At 62.0% G+C, this 22,661-nt stretch carries 20 protein-coding genes and 1 riboswitch; of the genes, 12 read left to right on the forward strand and 8 right to left on the reverse strand.

The features are described from left to right. The first annotated feature begins 14 nt into the window (after positions 1 to 14). From BN1800_RS07465 to lpdA, 5 genes are all read left to right on the forward strand, one after another. Positions 15 to 1,142, forward strand: coding sequence for an acyl-CoA dehydrogenase family protein (locus BN1800_RS07465; RefSeq protein ID WP_086996107.1), 1,128 nt, complete (start codon positions 15 to 17; stop codon positions 1,140 to 1,142). Between the two features lie 65 nt (positions 1,143 to 1,207). After that, the gene (locus BN1800_RS07470) at positions 1,208 to 2,440 is read left to right on the forward strand and encodes a 3-methyl-2-oxobutanoate dehydrogenase (2-methylpropanoyl-transferring) subunit alpha (RefSeq protein WP_086996110.1); all 1,233 of its coding nucleotides are present in this window, start codon (positions 1,208 to 1,210) and stop codon (positions 2,438 to 2,440) included. A 1-nt stretch (position 2,441) separates the two neighbouring features. Beyond that, complete coding sequence (locus BN1800_RS07475) at positions 2,442 to 3,455, forward strand: alpha-ketoacid dehydrogenase subunit beta (protein WP_086996112.1); 1,014 nt, start codon at positions 2,442 to 2,444, stop codon at positions 3,453 to 3,455. A gap of 3 nt (positions 3,456 to 3,458) precedes the next feature. Next, the gene (locus BN1800_RS07480) at positions 3,459 to 4,715 is read left to right on the forward strand and encodes a dihydrolipoamide acetyltransferase family protein (protein WP_086996115.1); all 1,257 of its coding nucleotides are present in this window, start codon (positions 3,459 to 3,461) and stop codon (positions 4,713 to 4,715) included. A gap of 5 nt (positions 4,716 to 4,720) precedes the next feature. Beyond that, a complete protein-coding gene (gene lpdA / locus BN1800_RS07485) occupies positions 4,721 to 6,118 on the forward strand; it encodes a dihydrolipoyl dehydrogenase (protein ID WP_086996117.1) in 1,398 nt (465 codons plus the stop codon). A gap of 1,257 nt (positions 6,119 to 7,375) precedes the next feature. Here the strand turns inward: lpdA and BN1800_RS07495 are convergent. From BN1800_RS07495 to thiC, 5 genes are read right to left on the reverse strand one after another with little or no spacing between them, the layout of a single operon-like run. Beyond that, the gene (locus tag BN1800_RS07495) at positions 7,376 to 7,984 is read right to left on the reverse strand and encodes a thiamine phosphate synthase (protein WP_086996120.1); all 609 of its coding nucleotides are present in this window, start codon (positions 7,982 to 7,984) and stop codon (positions 7,376 to 7,378) included. Beyond that, the gene (locus BN1800_RS07500; protein WP_086996123.1) at positions 7,981 to 8,754 is read right to left on the reverse strand and encodes a thiazole synthase; all 774 of its coding nucleotides are present in this window, start codon (positions 8,752 to 8,754) and stop codon (positions 7,981 to 7,983) included. Before BN1800_RS07500 ends, BN1800_RS07495 begins: the two co-directional genes overlap by 4 nt. A gap of 3 nt (positions 8,755 to 8,757) precedes the next feature. Further along, positions 8,758 to 8,955: a sulfur carrier protein ThiS gene (gene thiS, locus BN1800_RS07505; RefSeq protein WP_027511615.1), complete on the reverse strand. Its 198-nt coding sequence runs from the start codon at positions 8,953 to 8,955 to the stop codon at positions 8,758 to 8,760. Next, positions 8,952 to 9,923 (reverse strand): glycine oxidase ThiO, encoded by a 972-nt coding sequence (thiO, locus tag BN1800_RS07510; protein WP_086996126.1) that lies wholly within the window; start codon positions 9,921 to 9,923, stop codon positions 8,952 to 8,954. The genes thiS and thiO overlap by 4 nt, the downstream gene beginning before the upstream one ends. 1 nt (position 9,924) lies before the next feature. Next, positions 9,925 to 11,751: a phosphomethylpyrimidine synthase ThiC gene (gene thiC / locus BN1800_RS07515; RefSeq protein WP_086996129.1), complete on the reverse strand. Its 1,827-nt coding sequence runs from the start codon at positions 11,749 to 11,751 to the stop codon at positions 9,925 to 9,927. 92 nt (positions 11,752 to 11,843) lie between these two features. Beyond that, positions 11,844 to 11,955, reverse strand: a riboswitch (TPP riboswitch). A gap of 334 nt (positions 11,956 to 12,289) precedes the next feature. Between thiC and BN1800_RS07520 the strand changes: the two genes are divergently transcribed. From BN1800_RS07520 to BN1800_RS07550, 7 genes are all read left to right on the forward strand, one after another. Continuing rightward, positions 12,290 to 13,423, forward strand: coding sequence for a transporter substrate-binding protein (locus BN1800_RS07520; protein ID WP_086996132.1), 1,134 nt, complete (start codon positions 12,290 to 12,292; stop codon positions 13,421 to 13,423). Then, on the forward strand, positions 13,420 to 13,998 hold the full coding sequence (locus tag BN1800_RS07525) for an ANTAR domain-containing response regulator (RefSeq protein ID WP_027511619.1): 579 nt from the start codon (positions 13,420 to 13,422) through the stop codon (positions 13,996 to 13,998). Before BN1800_RS07520 ends, BN1800_RS07525 begins: the two co-directional genes overlap by 4 nt. Further along, entirely contained in the window at positions 13,998 to 14,846 is an 849-nt protein-coding gene (locus BN1800_RS07530) for an ABC transporter permease (RefSeq protein WP_027511620.1), read from the forward strand. The genes BN1800_RS07525 and BN1800_RS07530 overlap by 1 nt, the downstream gene beginning before the upstream one ends. After that, positions 14,846 to 15,766 carry an ABC transporter permease gene (locus tag BN1800_RS07535; RefSeq protein WP_086996135.1) on the forward strand — a complete coding sequence of 307 codons (921 nt, stop codon included), beginning with the start codon at positions 14,846 to 14,848 and terminating at the stop codon, positions 15,764 to 15,766. The genes BN1800_RS07530 and BN1800_RS07535 overlap by 1 nt, the downstream gene beginning before the upstream one ends. 25 nt (positions 15,767 to 15,791) lie before the next feature. After that, the gene (locus BN1800_RS07540; RefSeq protein WP_086996138.1) at positions 15,792 to 17,411 is read left to right on the forward strand and encodes an ABC transporter substrate-binding protein; all 1,620 of its coding nucleotides are present in this window, start codon (positions 15,792 to 15,794) and stop codon (positions 17,409 to 17,411) included. Positions 17,412 to 17,477: 66 nt separating this feature from the next. Next, positions 17,478 to 18,422: an acetamidase/formamidase family protein gene (locus BN1800_RS07545; RefSeq protein ID WP_027511623.1), complete on the forward strand. Its 945-nt coding sequence runs from the start codon at positions 17,478 to 17,480 to the stop codon at positions 18,420 to 18,422. Then, positions 18,419 to 20,107, forward strand: coding sequence for an ABC transporter ATP-binding protein (locus BN1800_RS07550; protein ID WP_086996140.1), 1,689 nt, complete (start codon positions 18,419 to 18,421; stop codon positions 20,105 to 20,107). Before BN1800_RS07545 ends, BN1800_RS07550 begins: the two co-directional genes overlap by 4 nt. A 55-nt stretch (positions 20,108 to 20,162) precedes the next feature. Here BN1800_RS07550 and kduD read toward each other — a convergent pair whose 3' ends face one another. Genes kduD through BN1800_RS07565 form a run of 3 tightly spaced genes read right to left on the reverse strand, consistent with a single transcriptional unit; the run spans position 20,163 to position 22,527 of the window. Then, complete coding sequence (gene kduD, locus BN1800_RS07555) at positions 20,163 to 20,918, reverse strand: 2-dehydro-3-deoxy-D-gluconate 5-dehydrogenase KduD (protein ID WP_086996143.1); 756 nt, start codon at positions 20,916 to 20,918, stop codon at positions 20,163 to 20,165. A gap of 5 nt (positions 20,919 to 20,923) precedes the next feature. Beyond that, positions 20,924 to 21,760 carry a 5-dehydro-4-deoxy-D-glucuronate isomerase gene (gene kduI, locus BN1800_RS07560; protein WP_086996145.1) on the reverse strand — a complete coding sequence of 279 codons (837 nt, stop codon included), beginning with the start codon at positions 21,758 to 21,760 and terminating at the stop codon, positions 20,924 to 20,926. After that, complete coding sequence (locus tag BN1800_RS07565; protein WP_027511627.1) at positions 21,757 to 22,527, reverse strand: GntR family transcriptional regulator; 771 nt, start codon at positions 22,525 to 22,527, stop codon at positions 21,757 to 21,759. Before BN1800_RS07565 ends, kduI begins: the two co-directional genes overlap by 4 nt. Positions 22,528 to 22,661: the final 134 nt, after the last annotated feature.

Below are 22,661 nucleotides of genomic sequence, written 5' to 3' on the forward strand. Positions count from 1 at the left end.
GGGGAGGAAAGCACATGATTCTTTCCGATGTGCAGCAGCAAATACGCGATCTCGCCCGCGATTTTGCCCGCGAGCGCTTAGCGCCGGGCGCGGCTGCCCGCGACCGCGAGCACACCTATCCCCGCGACGAACTCAAGGAGATGGGCGAGCTCGGAATGCTCGGAATGCTGGTTCCGGAAGCCTATGGCGGCTCCGACACCGGCACCGTCGCCTATGCCGCGGCCATTGAGGAGATCGCGGCCGGCGACGGGCCGTGCTCGACCATCATGAGCGTCCACAGTTCGGTTGGCTGCGTACCGATCCTAAAATTCGGCAGCGAGGAGCAAAAGCAGCGCTTCTTGCCGAGGCTTGCGAGCGGCGAATGGATCGGCGGCTTCGCGCTCACCGAACCGCAGGCAGGCTCGGATGCTTCCAACCTGCGCAGCCGCGCCCGCCGCGACGGCGATCATTATGTGCTCGACGGCGCCAAGCAGTTCATCACCTCGGGCAAGAATGGCCAGATCATCATCGTCTTTGCCGTCACCGATCCAAAGGCCGGCAAGAAGGGCATAACCGCCTTCATCGTACCGACTGACACACCCGGCTACGAAGTCGTCCGCGTCGAAGAAAAGCTTGGTCTGCATTCGACCGATACCTGCCAGATCGCCTTCAACAGCATGCGCATCCCGGCAGAATTCAGGCTGGGCGAGGAAGGCGAAGGATACCGGATCGCACTAGCCAATCTCGAAGGCGGGCGGATCGGTATTGGCGCGCAGGCGGTCGGCATGGCGCGGGCAGCCTTCGAGGCGGCGCGCGACTATGCCCGCGAGCGGATCGCCTTCGGCAAGCCGATCATCGAACACCAGGCCGTCGCCTTCCGCCTTGCCGACATGGCGACGCAGATCGAGGCGGCGCGCCAGCTTGTCTTCCATGCAGCGGCATTGCGCGAAAACGGCCTGCCCTGTCTTTCGGAAGCGTCGATGGCGAAACTGTTTGCCTCCGAGATGGCCGAGCGTGTCTGCTCCGACGCGATCCAGATTCACGGCGGCTACGGCTATATGGCGGACTATCCCGTCGAGCGCATCTATCGCGATGTCCGCATCTGCCAGATCTATGAGGGAACGAGCGACGTGCAGCGCATGGTGATTGCGCGCAATCTGTAGCACAAACATGTGCCGTCCCGTTCCTGGAGGAGAGGAGCAAGCGGCAAAGGGAGGAATGAGACCATATGACGGAATTCGCTCAACTGAGCCTGCATGTCCCCGAACCCGCCGTCCGTCCAGGCGGCCAGCCTGATTTTTCCAACGTCAAGATCGCCAAGGCAGGCGCGGTACCGCGCCCTGAGGTGGACGTTGCACCCGAAGACATCCGCGATCTCGCCTATTCGATCATCCGCGTCCTCAATCGCGACGGCGAGGCGGTAGGTCCATGGTCCGGCATGCTCTCCGACGAGGAGTTGCGCGCCGGTCTTCGTCACATGATGAAGCTGCGCGCCTTCGACGCCCGCATGCTGATGGCACAGCGCCAAGGCAAGACCTCCTTCTACATGCAGCATCTTGGCGAGGAAGCCGTCAGCTGTGCCTTCCGAAAAGCGCTTCGCGCAGGCGACATGAACTTTCCGACCTATCGCCAGGCAGGGCTTTTGATCGCCGACGATTACCCGATGGTCGAGATGATGAACCAGATCTTCTCGAACGAGCGCGATCCGCTGCACGGCCGCCAGCTACCGATCATGTATTCCTCGAAGGAGCACGGTTTCTTCACGGTCTCCGGCAACCTCGCCACACAATATGTACAGGCGGTCGGCTGGGCGATGGCCTCCGCCATCAAGAACGACGAAAAGATCGCTGCCGGCTGGATTGGCGACGGCTCGACGGCCGAATCCGATTTTCATTCCGCCCTGGTCTTTGCCTCGACCTACAAGGCACCGGTGATCCTCAATATCGTCAACAATCAGTGGGCAATCTCGACTTTCCAGGGCATCGCCCGCGGCGGTTCGGGCACCTTCGCTGCCCGCGGTCTCGGCTTCGGCATCCCGGCGCTGCGCGTCGACGGCAACGACTACCTGGCCGTCTATGCCGTCGCCTGCTGGGCGGCCGAGCGCGCCAGGCGGAATCTCGGCCCGACGCTAATCGAATACGTCACCTACCGCGTCGGCGCCCATTCGACGTCGGACGATCCGAGTGCCTATCGCCCGAAGACGGAGTCCGAGGCCTGGCCGCTCGGCGATCCGGTGCTTCGCCTGAAAAAACACCTCATCGTCAAGGGCGTGTGGTCCGAAGAACGCCATACACAGGCTGAAGCCGAGATCATGGACGAGGTGATCGAGGCGCAGAAAGAGGCAGAGCACCACGGCACGCTACATGCCGGCGGCAGGCCTTCGGTGCGCGACATCTTCGAGGGTGTCTATGCGGAGATGCCGCCACATCTCCGCCGCCAGCGGCAGAAGGCGGGATACTGACATGGCCAGGATGACGATGATCGAGGCCGTGCGCAGCGCCATGGACGTGTCGATGGCGCGCGACGACGACGTGGTGGTCTTCGGTGAGGACGTTGGCTATTTCGGAGGTGTTTTCCGCTGCACGCAGGGACTTCAGGCGAAATACGGCAAAACGCGCTGCTTCGATACGCCGATCAGCGAATCCGGCATCGTCGGCGCGGCGATCGGCATGGCGGCCTACGGACTGAAACCCTGCGTCGAGATCCAGTTCGCCGATTACATGTATCCGGCCTACGACCAGATCACGCAGGAGGCCGCCCGCATCCGCTACCGCTCGAATGGCGATTTTACCTGCCCCATCGTGCTGCGCATGCCGACCGGCGGCGGTATATTCGGCGGCCAGACGCACAGCCAGAGCCCGGAGGCGCTTTTTACCCATGTCTGCGGCCTGAAGGTCGTCGTGCCTTCTAACCCTTTTGATGCAAAGGGTCTGCTCATCTCTTCCATCGAGGATCCGGACCCAGTGATGTTCCTGGAGCCGAAGCGGCTCTACAATGGACCCTTCGACGGTCATCACGAACGGCCTGTCACCCCCTGGTCGAAGCATGAGCTCGGCGAAGTGCCGGAAGGCCATTACACGATCCCGATCGGCAAGGCAGAGATCCGGCGCACCGGATCGGCGGTGACGGTGGTCGCCTATGGCACGATGGTGCATGTGGCGCTTGCCGCCGCCGAAGATGCGGGCATCGATGCCGAGGTGATCGACTTGCGCAGTCTCTTGCCACTCGACCTCGACACCATCGTCCGGTCGGTCTCAAAGACCGGCCGCTGCGTCGTCGTCCATGAGGCAACCCTTACGTCCGGTTTCGGCGCCGAAGTCGTGTCGCTGCTGCAGGAGCATTGCTTTTATCATCTGGAAGCGCCGGTCGTGCGCGTTGCCGGCTGGGACACGCCTTATCCGCACGCGCAGGAATGGGACTATTTCCCGGGGCCGGCGCGTGTCGGGCGGGCGCTTGCCGAAGTCATGGAGGCCTGAGTCATGGGCGAATTTGTCATAAAGATGCCCGATGTCGGCGAAGGCGTTGCCGAGGCCGAGCTCGTCGAATGGCACGTGAAGGCCGGCGACCCGGTGCGTGAAGACATGGTGATCGCCGCCGTTATGACGGACAAGGCAACGGTCGAAATACCCTCTCCCGTTACCGGAACCGTCGTCTGGCTCGGCGCCGAGATCGGCGACCGCGTCGCCGTCAAGGCGCCGCTGGTGCGCATCGAGACGGCTGGAGAAGGCGGCAAGGTGCAGGCGGAAATCCCTGCGGCCATAACGTCCACAAGGGCGGCTGAGCCGTTGCCGCCTGCGGTGGAACCCGTAAAGGTAACGGAACCGAAACCCGAGATCATGCCTCGTACAGCCGCAGCGATGCCTGCCGAAAAGCCGCTCGCCTCGCCGGCCGTCCGGCTCTTTGCCCTGGAGCATGGCGTCGATCTCAGGCAGGTGACGGGAACCGGTCCCGCCGGCCGTATCCTGCGCGAGGATATCGACCTGTTTCTCGCGCGCGGCGCAGTGCCCTCACCGGCGCAAGCTCCGGCAAGGAAGACTGCGACCGAGGAGATCAAGCTTACCGGCCTGCGGCGCCGCATCGCCGAGAAGATGTCGTTGTCTGCCTCCCGCATTCCGCACATCACCTATGTCGAGGAAATCGACATGACGGCGTTGGAGGAACTGAGGGCTACCATGAACCGCGACCGCAAGAAGGAGCAGCCGAAGCTTACTGTCCTGCCCTTCCTGATGCGGGCGATCGTCAAGGCGGTTGCCGAACAGCCGAACCTCAACGCCACCTTCGACGATCACGCAGGCATGCTCACCCGTCATGCGGGCGTCCACATCGGCATTGCAGCACAAACGCCCGCTGGGCTGATGGTGCCTGTCGTGCGGCACGCCGAGGCGCGCAGTATCTGGGATTGCGCCGGCGAGATGAACAGACTGGCGGAGGCAGCACGCACCGGTTCGGCGACACGCGACGAACTCGGCGGCTCGACGATCACCATCAGTTCCCTCGGCGCGCTCGGCGGCATCGTCTCGACGCCGGTGATCAATCATCCCGAAGTCGCGATCATCGGTGTCAACAAGATCGCCGTCCGCCCGGTGTGGGACGGCACGCAATTCGTGCCGCGAAAGATGATGAACCTCTCCTCCAGCTTCGACCATCGCATCGTCGACGGATGGGACGCGGCCACCTTCGTCCAGCGCATCCGGTTTCTTCTCGAAACGCCGGCACTCATTTTCATCGAAAGCTGAGATCCATGAAAGAGATCTTCTGCAAGCTCCTCGTCATCGGCGCCGGTCCCGGCGGTTATGTCTGCGCCATCCGGGCGGGACAACTCGGCATCGACACCGTCATCGTCGAGACCGGCAAGCCGGGCGGGACCTGTCTGAATGTCGGCTGTATCCCCTCCAAGGCACTCATCCATGCGGCAGAGGAGTTCGCCGCCGTCCGCCGCATGGCCGCCGGCAGGAGCCCGATCGGCATCCGGGTCGGCGACACTGCCATCGACCTTGCAAAGACCATCGGCTGGAAGGACGGCATCGTCGGCCGGCTCACCAGCGGCGTATCGACGCTGCTCCACAAGGCGAATGTCAAGATCGTCCACGGGCACGCGGCCTTTCGCGACGGCAAGACCGTGGAGGTTGAGACCGAGACCGGCGCCCAGATCATCCGCGCCGACACCGTGGTCATCGCCACCGGCTCGGAGCCGGTCGAACTCCCAGCCCTTCCGTTTGGCGGCCGCGTCATATCTTCGACCGAGGCCCTGTCGCTCAGGGATCTGCCAGAGAAGCTCGTGGTCGTCGGCGCCGGCTATATCGGCCTCGAACTCGGCACCGCCTTTGCCAAGATGGGTTCCGAGGTGACCGTCGTCGAGGCGATGCCGCAGATCCTGCCGCAATATGATGCCGATCTCGTGCGCCCGGTGCTACGCAAGCTCGGCGAACTTGGCATCCGCGTGCTGACGGGCGCAAAGGCGAAAGGCCCTTCCCGCAACGGCGACACGCTCCTTGTCGAAACGGCGGACGGGCACGAACAGCAGCTGCCGGCTGACCGCATGCTCGTCACCGTCGGACGCAAACCGAAAACCGCGGGATCGGGCCTCGAAGAACTCGATCTCGACCGTTCAGGGCCTTACCTGCGGATCGACGAGCGCTGCCGTACCTCAATGCGCGGCATCTATGCGATCGGCGATGTCACGGGCGAGCCGATGCTTGCCCATCGCGCCATGGCACAGGCCGAAATGGTGGCCGAGATCGTTGCCGGCCGGAAACGGGCCTGGGACAAGCGTTGCATTCCAGCGGTCTGCTTCACCGATCCGGAGATCGTCACAGCGGGTCTTTCACCCGGCGAGGCCCGTGCCCAGGGCTATGACATCCGCGTCGGCCAGTTTCCCTTCAGTGCCAACGGGCGCGCCATGACGATGTATTCGGAAGAAGGATTCGTGCGCGTGGTTGCGCGCACCGATACCAATCTCGTCCTAGGCCTGCAGGCCGTCGGCGCCGGCGTTTCAGAGCTTTCTGCGACCTTCGCGCATGCGATGGAAATGGGCGCGCGCCTTGAGGATATCGCCGGCACGATCCATGCCCACCCAACGCGCAGCGAAGCGATCCAGGAAGCAGCCCTCAAAGCACTCGGCCACGCATTGCACATATAGGCGTTTCACTCGACGGCTGGTCGACAAGATTGGAGTTGCAGAGCGCGAGAAGGACTCTAGGCAAGCTGTCTTGATCTTCGAATCGCTCGGCGCTGCAAGCCGTCTCGACGATCTTGCCGGCGTGGCGATATGCCATTCAGACCGGGATGGGCTATATGCCGCGAAAGGACAAAGCAGCAACCGCCGCCCTATTCCGCGAGCTCGCCCTGGCCCGCGCGGGTCTTGTTGCGGGAAGAACTTGGAAGAGTATACTCTCGAACCATATTCCGGTCGCCCGTTGCCGTTTCGCGATCACTAAGCTCCGCGGGCAGGCGGATACAAAGCGGCAGCCTCGTGCGGTATTGTGCCCATCGATTCAAACCCACTTCATCGTTAAATTTTGCGATACTCGCCATTATCTCGCTCTGCTAATAAGCAAGTGTCGATGGCGGGAGGACGCGATGAACGACACAGTTTTCGGTTTTCTGGTTGCGGCTGAGATGGCCGCGCTGTTCTGGGCAGGACTTCTGATCGCGGTCGCAAGAATCTAGTCGCGTCAACTCTTTCTTCTCCCGGAGTTTATTGACGCCGGATCATAAATGGTGTTGCAATCATCTTGAGTGCCGCTGCATCTGCCGACATCATATCGACAGTTGCGAGCGCCCGCCTTCGGCATCCTCCCAAGGGTTGTTTTGCGCCGGTATGGGACCTGTAATACTGCCACTCCCCGAATTCCGGGTGCTCGAATTCTCCGATGGCGAAGGGTCGCTAGGCGTCTCACGCGCCAAGAGCTGATGACGCTCACTATTCCGCCCAATGAGCGAATGAAAGCCGGTCAGGAAGCGCCGAGCGGCTCGAAATGACGCTCATTGGCTGTCAGAACAGTAAGGCCGTGCGCGGAGGGGTGCACGCAATAGCAATATCCTAGAAGCGGGGATCGTTGGCTCGCGCCTGATCGAGGATCAAGCCGGCATGGCGGGCCTCCTTTATGCCGAACGGCAGAATGCGCCCGGTATAGAAATGTTCGACCGCCGACAACCAGCGGCGCAGGTTCTCCGCCTTCGTTGTCGCGGCGGTCCTGACTGCACGGGCAATGCCCGCTTCGATCTCGGCGATGGTGATCGTCGAAAGTTAGAGCCGGTCGCCATGGGCGCGCACCCAGGCCGCGAAAGCCTCCACGCCGACCTCCCGCGATCAGACGCCCGGTTGACCTGCTCCCTGGACGTCCTCGTTTATAAGTTAGCTCTCTTCACGTGCGAGATGCGACCATGAAGACCATCAGCGTCTCCATCTCGCAGTGGCTTCCAGCCACTGCCCGGTTCTCCCCTCCGGATCGCTGTTCAGCGTGATGTCGGTCACCACCGCAGCGCTGTCTGCGCCATGGGCAAAGACACCGTCGATGCGGTCGACATTGAGCCCGCCGATGGCGACAAGCGGCAGATTGCCCATCCGCGCCTTCCATTCACTAAGCCGTCCCAGCCCTTGCGGCGCCCATTTCATCTGCTTCAAGATCGTCGGATAGACAGGACCAAGCGCGATGTAGTCCGGTTCTGCTGCGAGCGCTGTCTCCAGCTCGACATCATCGTGGGTCGAGAGCCCCAGCTTCAAACCGGCCGCGCGGATCGCACGAAGGTCGGCACCAGCCAGATCCTCCTGGCCGAGATGGAGGAAATCGCATCCCTCCTCGATCGCCAGCTGCCAGTAGTCGTTGACGATCAGCTGGCATCCATGCGCGCAGCAGACTGTCTTTGCTTTGCGGATATCGCCACGGATCTCGGCCTCAGTCCCGTCCTTGATGCGGAGCTGCACGAGCTTGACGCCGAGCGGCACCAGTCGGGCGATCCATTCGGCGCTATCGACGATCAGATAGAAAGGATCGAGCCTCATGCGAAGACCGCCTTTCCGATAACCGGTGTCGAAGGCACCGCCAAGTCGCGCGGTTCCAGCACGCCGGCGCCAAATGCCTGCCTGCCCGCCTCGATCGCCTTGGCGAATGCATCGGCCATGGCGACGGGGTCACCGGCGATGGCAACAGCCGTGTTGAGGAGCACGGCGTCGAAGCCGAGTTCCATGACCGTTGCCGCATGCGATGGCCTTCCGATGCCTGCGTCGACGATCAGCGGCACATCAGGGAAATGCGCGCGCATCGCCCGAAGGGCCGAGAGATTGAGAGGTCCTGCGGCACTTCCGATGGGCGCGCACCAGGGCATGAGCACCTTGCAGCCCGCGTCTATCAACCGTTCCGCCACCACAAGATCGTCGGTGGTATAAGGGAAGACTTCGAAACCCTCACCGGCGAGAACATGCGCGGCTTCGACCAGTCCGAAGACGTCGGGTTGCAGCGTATCGTGATTGCCGATCACCTCCAGCTTGATCCAGTTGGTCTGAAACACCTCGCGCGCCATCTTGGCGGTCAGCACCGCTTCGGAAACGCCGTGGCAGCCGGCGGTATTGGGCAGCACGCGCACGCCGAGCGCTCGGATCATCTCGAAAAACGCGCCGCCGTTCCGGCCGCCGGCGGTCTCGCGGCGTAGAGAGACAGTCACGATCTCGGTTCCCGATCGCTTGACGGCCTCAGTCAGGATCGCCGGTGAAGGATAGCGGGCCGTGCCGAGCAGAAGACGGGACGCGATTTCGGTTCCATAGAGGTTCAGCATAGGTCAACCTCCCTGCATCGGGGTCAGGACTTCTATCCGGTCGTTCTCATGAAGAGCATGGCCGACACGATCCTCCCGGTGGACGAGTTCACCATTGACGGCGGTCGCGAGCCACTCACCCTCGTATTCCATCAGCGTCAGCAGCTCGGAGAGCGTCTTGGCGGTGATATCCTGAGGTTCGCCATTGACGATCAGTCTCATGGGTACATTCCTTCCTGTTCGGGTCTGCTGAAGACAAGGTCGGCCGCCTCGGCCGCCATCGCCGGCGCCAGCAAAAAACCGTGGCGATAGAAACCATTGAGGAAAACCGTGTTTCCGTGACGGAACGCGCGGGGAAAATTGTCGGGAAAAGCAGGGCGGATTCCGGCTCCGGTCTCAACGACGGTTGCGTCCGCAAAGGCCGGATGGAGCGCGTAAGCGGCATTCAGCAGTTCCATCAACGAGCGCGCCGAAACCGGCCCATCGAAGTCACTCTCGATCATCGTAGCGCCGACCATGAAAAGTCCGTCGCCGCGCGGAACGACATAGACGGGGATGCGGGGATGCAGCAGGCGAACCGGGCGGGCGAGGTCGACCTCGTGGGTCTTCAAATAGAGCATCTCGCCACGAACGCCGCGCAGGCCGTCGGCCTTGCCGATCTGCGCCGCGCCCGTACAATCGACGCAATCATCGAAGTCGCGCTCGCCGGGGTCACCAAGGAACGAAACCCCCTGCGTCGCAAGCCTCTCCCGCAGCCTCGTGAGCGCCCGGCGCGGATCGAGATGGACTTCACGGGAGAAGAACAGGCCTTGCCTGAAGCGACCGGCAAGGGCCGGTTCCAGCCCGGCAATAGCCTCTTCATCCAGCCATTTATAACCTGTCGTGCGGCCGGAAAAGCGCTCCAGTTCACCAAGATCGCGGGCTGGCGCGACCACGAGCGTACCGTTCCGTCGCACCTCTCCCGGCACCATCACATCCCATCGATCGGCGGCATCGAGGCCGCGCAGTAGCACTGCCTCGCCAGCACTTTCCCGCTCGCACCAGGGCGCCAGCATCCCGCCGGCGAGCCAGGATGCGGCGCGATCTAGACCTTCATTCGGATCCACGACTGTCACGTGGGCGCCGCGGCTGCAGAGCTCATGCGCAACGGTGAGGCCGGCGACGCCGGCCCCTTTGACAAGCACGCGCATCTCAGTCGTCCGAATGCTGAAGGGCTTCGACCGGCATGTAGAGATCGCCGCCCTCGCGGTATTTTGCCGCCATCGCGTCCAGCCCCTCCTTCTGCGCTTCAGCGCGGATGTCATGCGAAATTCGCATGGAGCAGAATTTCGGGCCGCACATCGAGCAGAAATGCGCGACCTTATGGGCCTCCTTCGGCAGGGTCTCATCGTGGAAGGAACGCGCTGTTTCGGGGTCCAGCGACAAATTGAACTGGTCCTCCCAGCGAAACTCGAAGCGGGCGCGCGACAGCGCATCGTCCCGCAGACGGGCGGCCGGGTGTCCCTTGGCGAGATCGGCGGCGTGGGCTGCGATCTTGTAGGTGATGACGCCGGTCTTCACGTCGTTGCGATCGGGAAGACCCAGATGCTCCTTCGGCGTGACATAGCAGAGCATCGCCGTTCCGAACCAGCCGATCATCGCAGCCCCAATACCTGAGGTGATGTGATCGTAGCCAGGTGCGATATCGGTCGTCAGCGGCCCGAGTGTATAGAAGGGCGCCTCGCCGCAGACGGCAAGCTGCTTGTCCATGTTTTCCTTGATCTTGTGCATCGGGACGTGCCCGGGCCCTTCGATCATCACCTGGCAGTCCTTCGCCCAGGCGATCTTCGTCAATTCGCCAAGGGTTTCGAGTTCGGCGAATTGCGCCGCATCGTTGGCGTCGGCAATCGAACCGGGGCGCAGGCCGTCGCCGAGCGAGAAGGAGACGTCATAGGCCCGGCAGATGTCGCAGATCTCTTCGAAGTGCTCGTAGAGGAAACTCTCGCGGTGATGATGCAGACACCACTTCGCCATGATCGACCCGCCGCGCGAGACGATGCCGGTCACACGGTTGACGGTCAGCGGAATGTAATGGAGGCGTACGCCGGCATGGATCGTGAAATAGTCGACCCCCTGCTCGGCCTGCTCGATCAGCGTGTCGCGATAGACCTCCCAGGTGAGGTTCTCGGCAATGCCTTCGACCTTCTCCAGCGCCTGGTAGAGCGGCACGGTGCCGATCGGCAGCGGCGAGTTACGGATGATCCATTCGCGGATGTTGTGGATGTTGCGCCCCGTCGAAAGATCCATGACGGTATCGGCGCCCCAGCGCGCCGCCCAGACCATCTTTTCTACCTCTTCGGCCATCGACGAAGTGACGGCGGAATTGCCGATATTGGCGTTGATCTTAACCAGGAAGTTCCGGCCGATGATCATCGGTTCGGCTTCCGGATGATTGATGTTGGCAGGGATGATCGCCCTGCCCGCTGCCACTTCCTGCCGGACGAATTCCGGTGTGACGTGGTCGGGGATATGGGCGCCGAAGCTTTCGCCGTCGCGGACCGTGGGCTCGCCCTGCGCTTTACGGCCGAGGTTTTCGCGAAGGGCGATAAATTCCATCTCCGGCGTGATGATGCCAGCGCGCGCATAGGCAAGCTGCGTGACAGCCTTGCCACCTTTGGCCCGCAGCGGCTGACGCTGGCCTGGAAATTCGGGCGTTAGCCGCTCTCCACTGGCAAAGCCGTTGTCTTCCGGGCGCACATGGCGGCCGTCATAAGCCTCGACATCGCCGCGGGCGAGCACCCAGTCGCGCCGGAGCTGAGGCAAGCCTTCCTCGATACGGATGTCAGCGCCCTCGATCGTATAGGGGCCGGAGGAATCGTAGACGCTGACCGGCGGTTCGCCCGAAGTCGGATGGACGCTGATTTCGCGCATCGGCACCCGGACGTCAGGATGAATCTCTCCTGGAATGTAGATCTTCCGGGATGCCGGCAGGGGGCCGGTGGTAACGGTCGGGGTGAGGTTCTTTGCGGCAATGTTCATGGTTTGAGGCTCCAAGTTGCAATTGGAGACCCAGTCCTCAGCCGGAATGATGGAAAGACGCCGGCCCGGATTCCACGCGTGAATCCAAAGCCTTTTACGCGCTCGCACCGTCCCTACGCCAGTATGAACTGGATCAGGTTCAACGGGTCACTGCGCACGTCAGCAGTATCTCAGCCCCTTGCCGGGACCCCCCTGGTGAATGAGGAAAGGTTAGAGTCGAGTGTTGCTGGTGTCAAGACGAAGGGAATGGCTGCTCGGCCTTCGCCTTGATCGGCGGCCTTCTCCAGACCGGTTCAAGACCCAATGTCAATGACTTCAAGGTGGTCCTGATGGAATGGGATCCCCTCTCAACAAAAGCAGAGCCTGCATGTCTGGCGCCCTTGACAAGCCGAACTGCCTGTATTTTATTCAAGCCTGCGGATTAGGCAAATTGCTGGCCGCGATCACATGACTTCGATAGTCGCCGGGCAGTTTCGCCCCATGACGCCCCATCGCCGATGGGACCGCGTCGTGGGGCTTTTGGTTTTTGGGATTCCGCATGAATGAAGCGCTGAAGGTCGGCATTCTCTTTTCGACGACCGGACCCTACGGATCGATGGGCCGCGATGCGCGCGCCGGCGCAGAGTTTGCGATGGAGGAGTTTGCAGAAGCAGCCGGGCGGATGATCGAGCCGGTCTTCTTTGATCCGCATGCGGATCTTGCCGCCTATCTCGCAGGTGCCCGCCACCTGTTGCGCACCGGATGCCGCCATATCGTCGGGACGATCACGTCCGCCGCGCGCAAGGAAGTCATTCCGCTTGTGGAAAAACATGACGGACTTCTCTGGTACATGTGCCCCTATGAGGGTTTCGAGGCAAACGAGAACGTCATCTATCTCGGCGGCTGCCCAAACCAGCACCTGATCCCGCTCTTCGAACACCTGATCCCGCGCTTCGGCGCCCGCCCCTATCTCGTCGGCGCAAACTACGTCTGGGGCTGGGAGATGAACCGGCTTGCCCGCGAGCTTATCACCAATACCGGCGGCGAAATTCTCGGCGAACGCTATCTGCCACTCGAAGAAACCGCGGTCGACCGTATCGTTGCCGATATCGAGCAGCGCCGTCCGAGCTTCATCCTCAACAATCTTATCGGCCCTTCGAGCTATGCATTCCTTGAGGCAATCAAGAAGCTCGGCGACCGCGATCCGACCTTTAGTGCCGAAAACTGCCCGGTCGTCAGCTGCGACCTGATGGAATGCGAGCTGGATGACATCACGGCGGGGGCCGCCATAGGCCAGCTTTGCGCCGCATCCTATTTCGACAATCTCGGCACGCGGGAAAACGCCGCATTCAAGGCTCGCGTTGCTGCGCAACATGGCGCGGGGCGCCGCGTTTCCGGCGTCTTTGCCAGCGCCTATACGGCCGTCAGGCTCTGCACCGACTCCATCCTCGCTGCAGGCGGCGACGAGCCGGCAGCTGTCCGCCGCGAGCTCTATGGCAATGCGTGGCCGACGGTCTTTGGCAACCTTTCGATCGATCCAGAGACAAACCATGCAGCGCTGCCGTTTCACCTCGGCCGCATCAATTCGGAAAACGGCTTCGATATCGTCACCTCCCGTCCGCCGCTCGCCGCCGACCCCTATCTTACTGGACGTAGCAGGCAGGCAGCGCCGAGACTGCGGGTGGTGTCATGAGAGACACGCCGAATTTCACAGGCTGGCATGTTGCGGTCATCCACCGCGAGGATGGCAACACCGAAAGGCTGATGCGCCAACTGCGCCTGCTCGGTATTCGCTCGACACAGCAATGGGCGCCGCTTTCGGCCGCCGAATTGCCAGATCTGGTGATCGTCGATGCGGATCAGGGCTGGGACGATCTCTTGCCGTGGAACGGAGCGGTGCCCTGCCCCGTGGTCGCGCTGCTCGGTTCTGAAGCGCCGGGTCGCATCGCCTGGGCACTGCAACAGGGTGCGGGCGCGATCATCGCCAAGCCGATTGCCACCTCCGCCGTCTATCCCGCTCTGGTCATGGCGGTCTCGATCCACGAGGAGCGCAAGCAAGCTGCCGCGCAGCTGCGATATCTGGAAGAACGCGTGCGGCTGCGCCCGCTCGTTCATGCCGCCGTCGAAAAGCTGATGAGCGTTCGCGCCATTGACGAAGAACGCGCCTACGCGATCCTTCGCGATTGTGCGATGCGCCGCCGCCTGCCGATGGAGCAGATCGCCGCCTTCATTCTCGGTGGTGCCGAGCCCTTGCCGGAGGCCGGGTGATGCGTGTTCTCAAAGCCATCATGCGTCAGCCATCGGCACTCTTCGGCCTCGTCGTCGTTGCTTTTGTCATCGTCCTTGCACTCGGTGCGCCCTGGTTTGCTCCTTTTAACCCCGGCGACCAAATGTTCGACGGCCTGTCGCTCGATGGAGCGCCGCTGCCACCGGGGGGCCAATTCCTGCTCGGAACGGACACGCTCGGCCGCGATCTTTTCTCGCGCCTGCTCTTCGGCGCCCGCACCTCTCTGGTCATCGGTCTGGTGGCAAACGGGATCGCAGTGGCAATCGGTCTCTTCGTCGGCATTGTCGCCGGCTATCTTCGAGGCTTCGCCAGTAACGTGCTGATGCGCTTCACCGATCTGATGACGGCCTTTCCGGCGCTGCTTCTCGCCATCATGCTCGCGGCTCTCCTGAGGCCAAGCCTCTGGATCGTTGCGATGGTGATCGCGCTCGTCAACTGGGTGCAGGTGGCGCGCATTGTGTACACGGAAACCCGTAGCCTTGCCGAGCGCGACTTCATCATGGCCGAACGCTCGCTCGGTGCAGGGCATCTACGCGTTCTCTTCATGCATATCCTGCCGCACCTGATCCCGACGGCCATCGTCTGGGGAACGCTCGGAATCGCCACGACCGTGCTTCTCGAAGCCACACTTTCCTTTCTCGGCATCGGCGTTCAGCCGCCGCAGCCCTCCTGGGGCAATATCATCTTCGAAAGCCAGAGCTATTTCCAGGCGGCTCCCTGGCTCGTCTTCTTTCCCGGCGCGATCATTCTCTTGACGGCCCTTTCCTTCAATCTCGTCGGTGATGCGCTCCGCGATATCCTCGATCCGACGCAGCGGGGGAGAGGCTGATGGCTTTTCTCGTTCTCCGCCGTCTCATGCAGGCCGCTTTGATCCTCCTCGGCGTTGCCGCCATCACTTTCTTGCTGCTCTATGCATTGCCGGCCGATCCGGCCCGCATGATCGCTGGCCGAAGTGCCACGGCACAGACGGTTGCCAATATCCGCGCCCAGCTCGGCCTCGACCAGCCGCTGCTCGTGCAGTTCTGGACCTATCTCGTCAATCTGCTTTCCGGCAATCTCGGCCGCTCCTATGCGCAGAAGACCGGGGTCTTAACGCTGATTGCCGCACGCCTGCCCGCTACGCTAACCTTGATGCTCGCAGGTATCCTGGTCGAAGTGACGCTCGGTCTGATCCTCGGCACGATCGCAGCCGTGCGCCGCGGCGGCTTCGTCGACCGGCTGGTGATGATGGCCTCCTTCGTCGGTGTCTCAGCGCCGCAATTCGTCGTGGCACTTCTCCTGCTCTACGTTTTTGCCGTGATGCTTGGCTGGTTTCCGATGAGCGGCTACGGCACGCTCGCCCATGTGGTACTGCCAGCCTCCACCCTCGGTATTCTCGGCGCCGGCTGGTATGCGCGCATGGTGCGCTCGGCCATGATCGACGTGCTCAACCAGGATTATGTCCGCACCGCACGTGCCAAGGGGCTCTCGTCCCGCCGCATCATCTTCCGCCATGCACTTCCCAACGCCGTCCTGCCAATCATCGCCATGATCGGCATCGACATCGGCCAGTTCATGGGCGGCGCGGTTGTCGTCGAAGCCGTCTACGGCTGGCCGGGCATCGGCCAGCTCGCATGGCAGGCGATCCAGCAGGTGGATATCCCGATCATCATGGGCGTCACGCTGGTTTCGGCGCTCGCCATCGTCATCGGCAATTTGTTTGCCGACCTCATCGCGCCGGTCATCGATCCGCGCATCCGCACACGTTGACAGCAACCAAAGAAGGGGAACCACGATGTTCAAACACTGGCTTCAACACACAACCGCGGCAACGATGATGGCGCTCGCTCCGCTCTCGGTCATGGCGCAGGAAACGCCCAAGCAGGGCGGCGATATCATCGTCACCTATAAGGACGACATCACCACGCTTGACCCGGCAATCGGCTACGACTGGGTCAACTGGTCGATGATCAAGAGCCTTTATTCCCGGCTGATGGATTATGAGCCCGGCACGCCGAACCTGGTGCCCTCGCTCGCCGAAAGCAATGCCGTTTCGCCGGATGGCCTCACCTATACCTTCAAGCTCCGCAAGGGCGTGAAATTCTCGAACGGCCGCGAAGTCGTCGCCTCCGACGTCAAATATTCCATCGAACGGGCCGTCGATCCGAAGACGCAGGGGCCCGGCGCCGGCTTCTTTGGCGCCATCAAGGGCTTTGAAGATGTGACGGGCGGCAAGGCGGCCACACTTTCCGGCATCGAGGCACCCGACGACGGCACGGTCGTCTTCAATCTCTCCCGCCCCGACGCCACATTCCTGCATGTTCTCGCAATCAACTTCGCCTCGGTCGTGCCGAAGGAGGCGGTCGAGGCAGCAGCCAGTGATTTCGGCAAGAAGCCGGTCGGCTCCGGCACCTTCGTCCTGAAGGATTGGACGATCGGTCAGAAGCTCATCTTCGAGCGCAACAAGGATTATTACGTCAAGGACACGCCGCATATCGACAGCTTCACCGTCGAAGTCGGCCAGGAGCCGCTGGTGGCGCTGCTTCGCCTTCAGAAGGGCGAGGTCGATATCGCCGGCGACGGCATTCCGCCGGCAAAGTTCCTTGAAATCAAGAATTCGGCCGAGGGCCCGCAGATGATCGTCGACGGCGAACAGCTGCATACCGGCTATGTGACGCTGAACACCAAAGTGAAACCCCTCGACAACGTCAAGGTTCGCCAGGCCGTCAACTTGGCGATCAACAAGGAGCGTATCACGCGCATCCTCAACGGCCGCGCCACACCCGCCACCCAGCCGCTGCCGCCGCTGATGCCCGGCTATGACAAGTCGTTTGCCGGTTACTCCTACGATGTTGAGAAGGCAAAGGCGCTGCTGTCCGAAGCAGGCTTCCCGGACGGCTTTGAAACCACGCTCTACTCGACCAACACAGACCCGCAGCCACGCATCGCGCAGGCGCTGCAACAGGATCTGGCAGCCGTCGGCATTAAGGCCGAAATCCGCGCGCTTGCCCAGGCCAACGTCATTTCGGCCGGCGGCACGGAAGGCGAAGCGCCGATGATCTGGTCGGGCGGCATGGCCTGGATCGCTGACTTCCCGGATCCGTCGAACTTCTACGGCCCGATCCTCGGCTGCGCCGGCGCGGTTCCGGGCGGCTGGAACTGGTCCTGGTATTGCAACGCCGACCTCGACAAGCGGGCGGTTGCGGCCGACTCCATGTCCGACCCGGCAAAGGTCGCAGAGCGCACCGCTGCCTGGGGCAAGATCTTCACCGACATCATGGCTGATGCGCCGTGGGTCCCGGTGATCAACGAGCGCCGCGTCGTTGCAAAGTCGCTGCGCATGGGCGGCGCCGACAACATCTACATCGATCCGACGCGCGTCATCAACTACGACGCGATCTACGTCAATCAGTAGACCCTGAACGGATCGAACGCCTTCCCGGCCCACGGGAAGGCGACCATAAAGCGAGGGAGACACCCCATGTGCATCGCCTGCACTCACACCATTCACCGCGCCCAGCACAATTTCGGCTGGAACAAGAACTTCGCACCGGCCGTGATCGCCAAGCCCGGCGAGACGATCCACTTCGAATGCCTGGATTCCTCCGGGGGCCAGCTTGGCCACGATGCGACGCTCGAGACCCTGAATAATCTCGATTTCGGCAAGATCAACCCGGTTTCCGGTCCGGTTTACGTCGAAAGCGCCAAGCCCGGCGATGCGCTGAAGGTGACGCTCCGCAAATTCGTCCCGTCGGGCGTCGGCTGGACCGCCAATATTCCGGGTTTTGGTCTGCTTGCCGATCAGTTCAAGGACCCGGCGTTGCATGTTTGGTCCTATGACGCCAACAGCATGGTGCCGGCACTTTATGGCCCCGGCGGCCGTGTACCGCTGAAGCCGTTCGCCGGCACGATCGGCCTTGCTCCGGCCGAGGCCGGCACGCATTCGGTGGTGCCGCCTCGCCGAGTCGGCGGCAACATGGATATTCGCGATCTGACGGCCGGCGTGACGCTCTACCTTCCGGTCGAGGTCGAAGGCGCACTCTTTTCGATCGGCGACACCCATGCCGCGCAGGGCGACGGCGAAGTCTGCGGCACGGCGATCGAAAGCCAGATGAACGTCGAGGCGACGATCGAACTCGTCAAGGACGCGAGGCTCCAGACGCCGCGCTTTACGACAACCGAGCCGGTTACCCGGCATCTCGATGGGGCAGGCTATGAAGTCACGACCGGCATCGGTCCTGACCTGATGACGGGCGCACGCGAAAGCGTCATGCGCATGATCGACCTGCTCAGCGCCGAACATGGGATGAACGCCATCGATGCCTACCTGCTCTGCTCGGTCTGCGGGGATCTTCGCATCAGCGAAATCGTCGATCAGCCGAACTGGGTGGTTTCCTTCTACTTCCCGAGGATCGTATTCGCGTGATCTTGTCTTCGATTGGGGCGCCTATTCTTTCCGTTCGAAACCTCAGCGTCGATGCCCTGACGCCCGAAGGCCTGACGCCGGTGCTTAGGGACGTCGGCTTTGATCTTACAAGCGGTGAGACGCTTTGCATCGCAGGGGAATCCGGCTCCGGAAAATCGGTGGCGTCACTTGCCGTCATGGGGCTTTTGCCGAAGACCTCGCTGCGCGTCACCTCCGGTAGCATCCTGCTTGGCAAGCGTGATCTTCTGACGCTCTCCAACCGCGCGATGCGCAGTGTGCGCGGCGGCGATATCGCCATGGTGTTTCAGGAGCCGATGACGTCACTGAATCCAGTCATGTCGATTGGCGCGCAGCTGACAGAGGCGATCCGGGAGCATCAGGGTGGCGAAAATGCCGAAGCCGTGGTGCTGAGGATGCTCGACGCCGTGCAGATCACCGAACCGGCAAGACGCATCAAGCAGTTTCCACACGAACTTTCCGGCGGCATGCGTCAGCGCGTGATGATCGCCATGGCGCTTTCCTGCCAGCCCAAGGTGCTGATCGCTGATGAGCCTACCACTGCGTTGGACGTAACAGTCCAGGCGCAGATTCTGAAGCTGATGCGGGAACTCAAGGCAGAATTCGGCACCTCGATCATCCTGATCACACACGACATGGGCGTGGTCGCGCAAATGGCGGATCGCGTTGCCATTATGCAGAACGGCCGCATCGTCGAGGAGGGTCCGTCGCCTGCGATTTTCAGTCGGCCGAAGGAAGCCTATACGAGACAATTGCTCGCCGCCGTGCCGCGCCTCGGCGCGCTCGCCGGAACCGACGGCCCGCCGCGGGTGACCCCAATCACGATCGAACCGGAGCGCAGCGACCGCTCGCCGGTTATGAATGTGCGCGGGCTGAACGTGAGTTACGGCAGCCCCGTCGGCCGTATTTTCAAGGGCAAGGCGCCTGTTCAGGTCGTCAACGACATATCCTTCGATATTCTGCCGGGAAAAACGCTTGGCCTTGTCGGCGAAAGCGGTTCCGGCAAGTCGACGACCGGCAAGGCAGTCCTCGGCCTTATTCCTTTCACCGGCAACGTACTGATTGACGGCCAAAACATCGCGGGTCTCGACCAGCGATCGATGCGGCCGGTGCGGCGGTCGGCGCAGATGATCTTCCAGGACCCCTATGCATCGCTCGACAGCCGCATGGCGGTGGGTGCAGCGATCGCCGAGCCGATGGTTATCCACGGCATAGGCAGCAAGAGTGAGCGGCGGGATCGTGTCGCCGATCTGCTGCGGCGCGTCGGCCTGACGCCGGATGCCGCTACGCGCTACCCGCACGAATTTTCCGGCGGTCAGCGCCAGCGTATCTGCATCGCCCGTGCGCTCGCTGTCGGGCCAAGGCTAATCGTCGCCGACGAGAGCGTTGCCGCACTCGATGTATCGGTGCGGACTCGCGTACTCGATCTGATGCTCGAACTGCAGGAGACGATCGGTCTTGCCTATCTCTTCATCTCGCACGACATGGCGGTCATCGAGCGTATGTCGCACCACGTTGCCGTCATGCGTGGCGGCCGGATCGTCGAAACGGGAACGCGGCGGGAGATTTTCGAGAGTCCAAAGGACGACTACACGCAAGCGCTCATCGCCGCCGTGCCGATCCCGGACCCCGGGGTCTATCGGAAGCGGGCGCAGGGCCTCGTCTGAGGAATCGCCGAAGCTTCGCTTGACCAAGGGCCTGCGTCTGGAGGGTGCGAATCGTTCAGCGCGCCAGCCACCCGCCATCGACGGGCAGGATCGTGCCGTGGACGTAGTCGGATGCCGACGACGCCAGAAACACGGCAGCACCCCCAAGCTCGGCAGGTGCTCCCCAGCGCGCCGCAGGAATACGCGCCAGGATGGCGGCATTGCGATCCGGATCTTCCCGCAGCGCCGTCGTGTTGTTGGTGACGAAGTAGCCAGGCGCGATCGCGTTGACGTTGACGCCTTTGCCCGCCCATTCGCAGGCAAGCAGCCTTGTGATGCCCGCAAGGCCGCTTTTTGAGGCCGTATAGGACGGGATACGGATGCCGCCCTGGAAGGAGAGCAGCGAGGCGACGTTGATGATCTTGCCCCTGCCCTTCTCGATCATGTGGCGACCAGCCGCCTGAGACAGGAAGAAGGCGGTCTTCAGGTTGACGTCGATGACAGCGTCCCAGTCCTCCTCGGTGAAGTCGATCGCATCCGCGCGACGAATGATGCCGGCATTGTTGACGAGGATGTCGAGGGCACCGAAGGTCGAGAGCGTTTCAGAGACGATGCGCTTTACCGGCTCGATCGTGCCGAGATCGGCCTTGATGACCTGAAAGCGCGCGCCGGCCTTCGTGACCATCGACCCGGTTTCATCCATGGACGAACGGCCGACGGCAGCAATCGAGGCGCCCGCTTCCGCGAGCGCCACGGCAATGCCTTGGCCGATCCCGGTATTGGCGCCGGTGACGATGGCAACGCGGCCGGAAAGATCGAAAGGGTTTGCCATTGGACTTACCTCAGATCCGCGATCGCGATGTGGTCCATGTCGGTGAAGCTCTTGTTGTCTCCGGCCATTGCCCAGATGAAGCTGTAGTTCTTGGTGCCTGCCCCTGAATGGATCGACCAGGGCGGCGAGATGATCGCCTGCTCGTTTGCGAGCAGCATGTGCCGGGTTTCCTGCGGCTCGCCCATGAAGTGGAAGACGCGCTGGTCGGCATCGAGGTCGAAGTAGAGGTAGGCTTCCATGCGCCGGTCATGGATGTGGCTCGGCATGGTATTCCAGATGCTGCCCGGTTCCAGAATGGTGAGGCCCATGGTGAGCTGGCAGGACTGGCAGACCTCGGGATGGATGAACTGGTAGATCGATCGCTTGTTGGCAGTCGTTGCCTCGCCTAACGTCAGATGCCGCGCCTGTTCGCGCGTCAGAAGCACCGTTGGATGCGATTGATGTGCCGGCGTCGAAACGAGGTAGAACTTCGCCGGATTATTGACGTCGTCGCTCTCGAAGAAGATATCGATCGTACCCTTGCCGACATAGAGGCAATCGTATTTAGCAAGATCATAGGCCTTGCCGCCGACCACCATGCGACCGGCTCCGCCGATATTCAACGCGGCGAGTTCGCGTTCCGCAAGAAAGGTGTCCTGGCCGATTGCCTTTGGCGCCGTCAATTCCAGCGCCGAGCCGAGCGGCATTGCGCCGCCGATCACCATGCGGTCGTAATGCGAATAGGTAAGCCTGATTTCGCCGCCTTCAAAGACGCTCTCGACAAGGAAGTGGTGGCGGAGCGTGTCGGTGTCGTAGCCGCGAACGGCCTCGGGGTGCGAAGCGTGTCTTACGTCGACTTTCATTGAAAATGTCCTTTCTTTTCAGCGGATACCAAGGGGTTTTTCGCATCCTCGATAAAGTAATTCTGATCCCAGATTTCGGCCCTTTCGACCTCATATAGAAGCCTGCCGAGATGGAGTTCCATAGCCTCTACGGCACCCTTCTTGTCGCCGTTGCGCATGCAGCCGATGACCGCCGAATGCTCTTCGATGACGCGCGCAAGGCGGCCTTCCCGTGGCAGCGTCAGGAGGCGGTAACGGTCGCTGTGCACCTTGACCTGCTCGATGATTGCCCAGATGCCGGGGAAACCGGCGATATCGCTGATCAGCTTGTGGAAGTCCTTGTCAAACAGGTGGAATGCTGTCACGTCGCCATCGCGAAGGCAGGCGCCAAGATCATCGACATTGCGATCGAGCAGACGGATGCCGGCGGGCGTCATCTTCTCGACGGCAAGGCCGACAGTGGTCGTCTCGAGAGCTTTGCGCACGAGGATCGCCTCATAGAGCGCATGGCGCGGAATGCGTGAAACAAACGTGCCGGATTGCGGAAAGATATCGACGAGGCCATCGTCGGATAGACGCAGGATCGCCTCGCGGATCGGCGTCCGGCTGACGCCGAACTGTGCCTCGAGCGCTTTCTCGCTGAGCAGATCCATCGGCTTGCGACGCAGCGAAAGGATGTCGTTGCGCAAAGCATTGTAGACGAGGGTCGCGGCCCGGGGTGCCGTGGCGCGTTGATGGGAGAAGTGCGTAACACCTGCTAAGGAGCGCTTTTTACGCGTTTCGCCCATCAAATCGCTCCGTCAAAACACTGCAGGAAACAGCAATTGATTGCCGTCCCCATGAGATTTACAAGGAGTAATATATTAGTATCCGGAATGGCACAACGGATAAGAAGGTCCGATCCATGCGGTCGTCCAGTCCG

The sequence above is a fragment of the Rhizobium sullae genome (assembly GCF_900169785.1).
GTDB classification, from domain to species: domain Bacteria; phylum Pseudomonadota; class Alphaproteobacteria; order Rhizobiales; family Rhizobiaceae; genus Rhizobium; species Rhizobium sullae.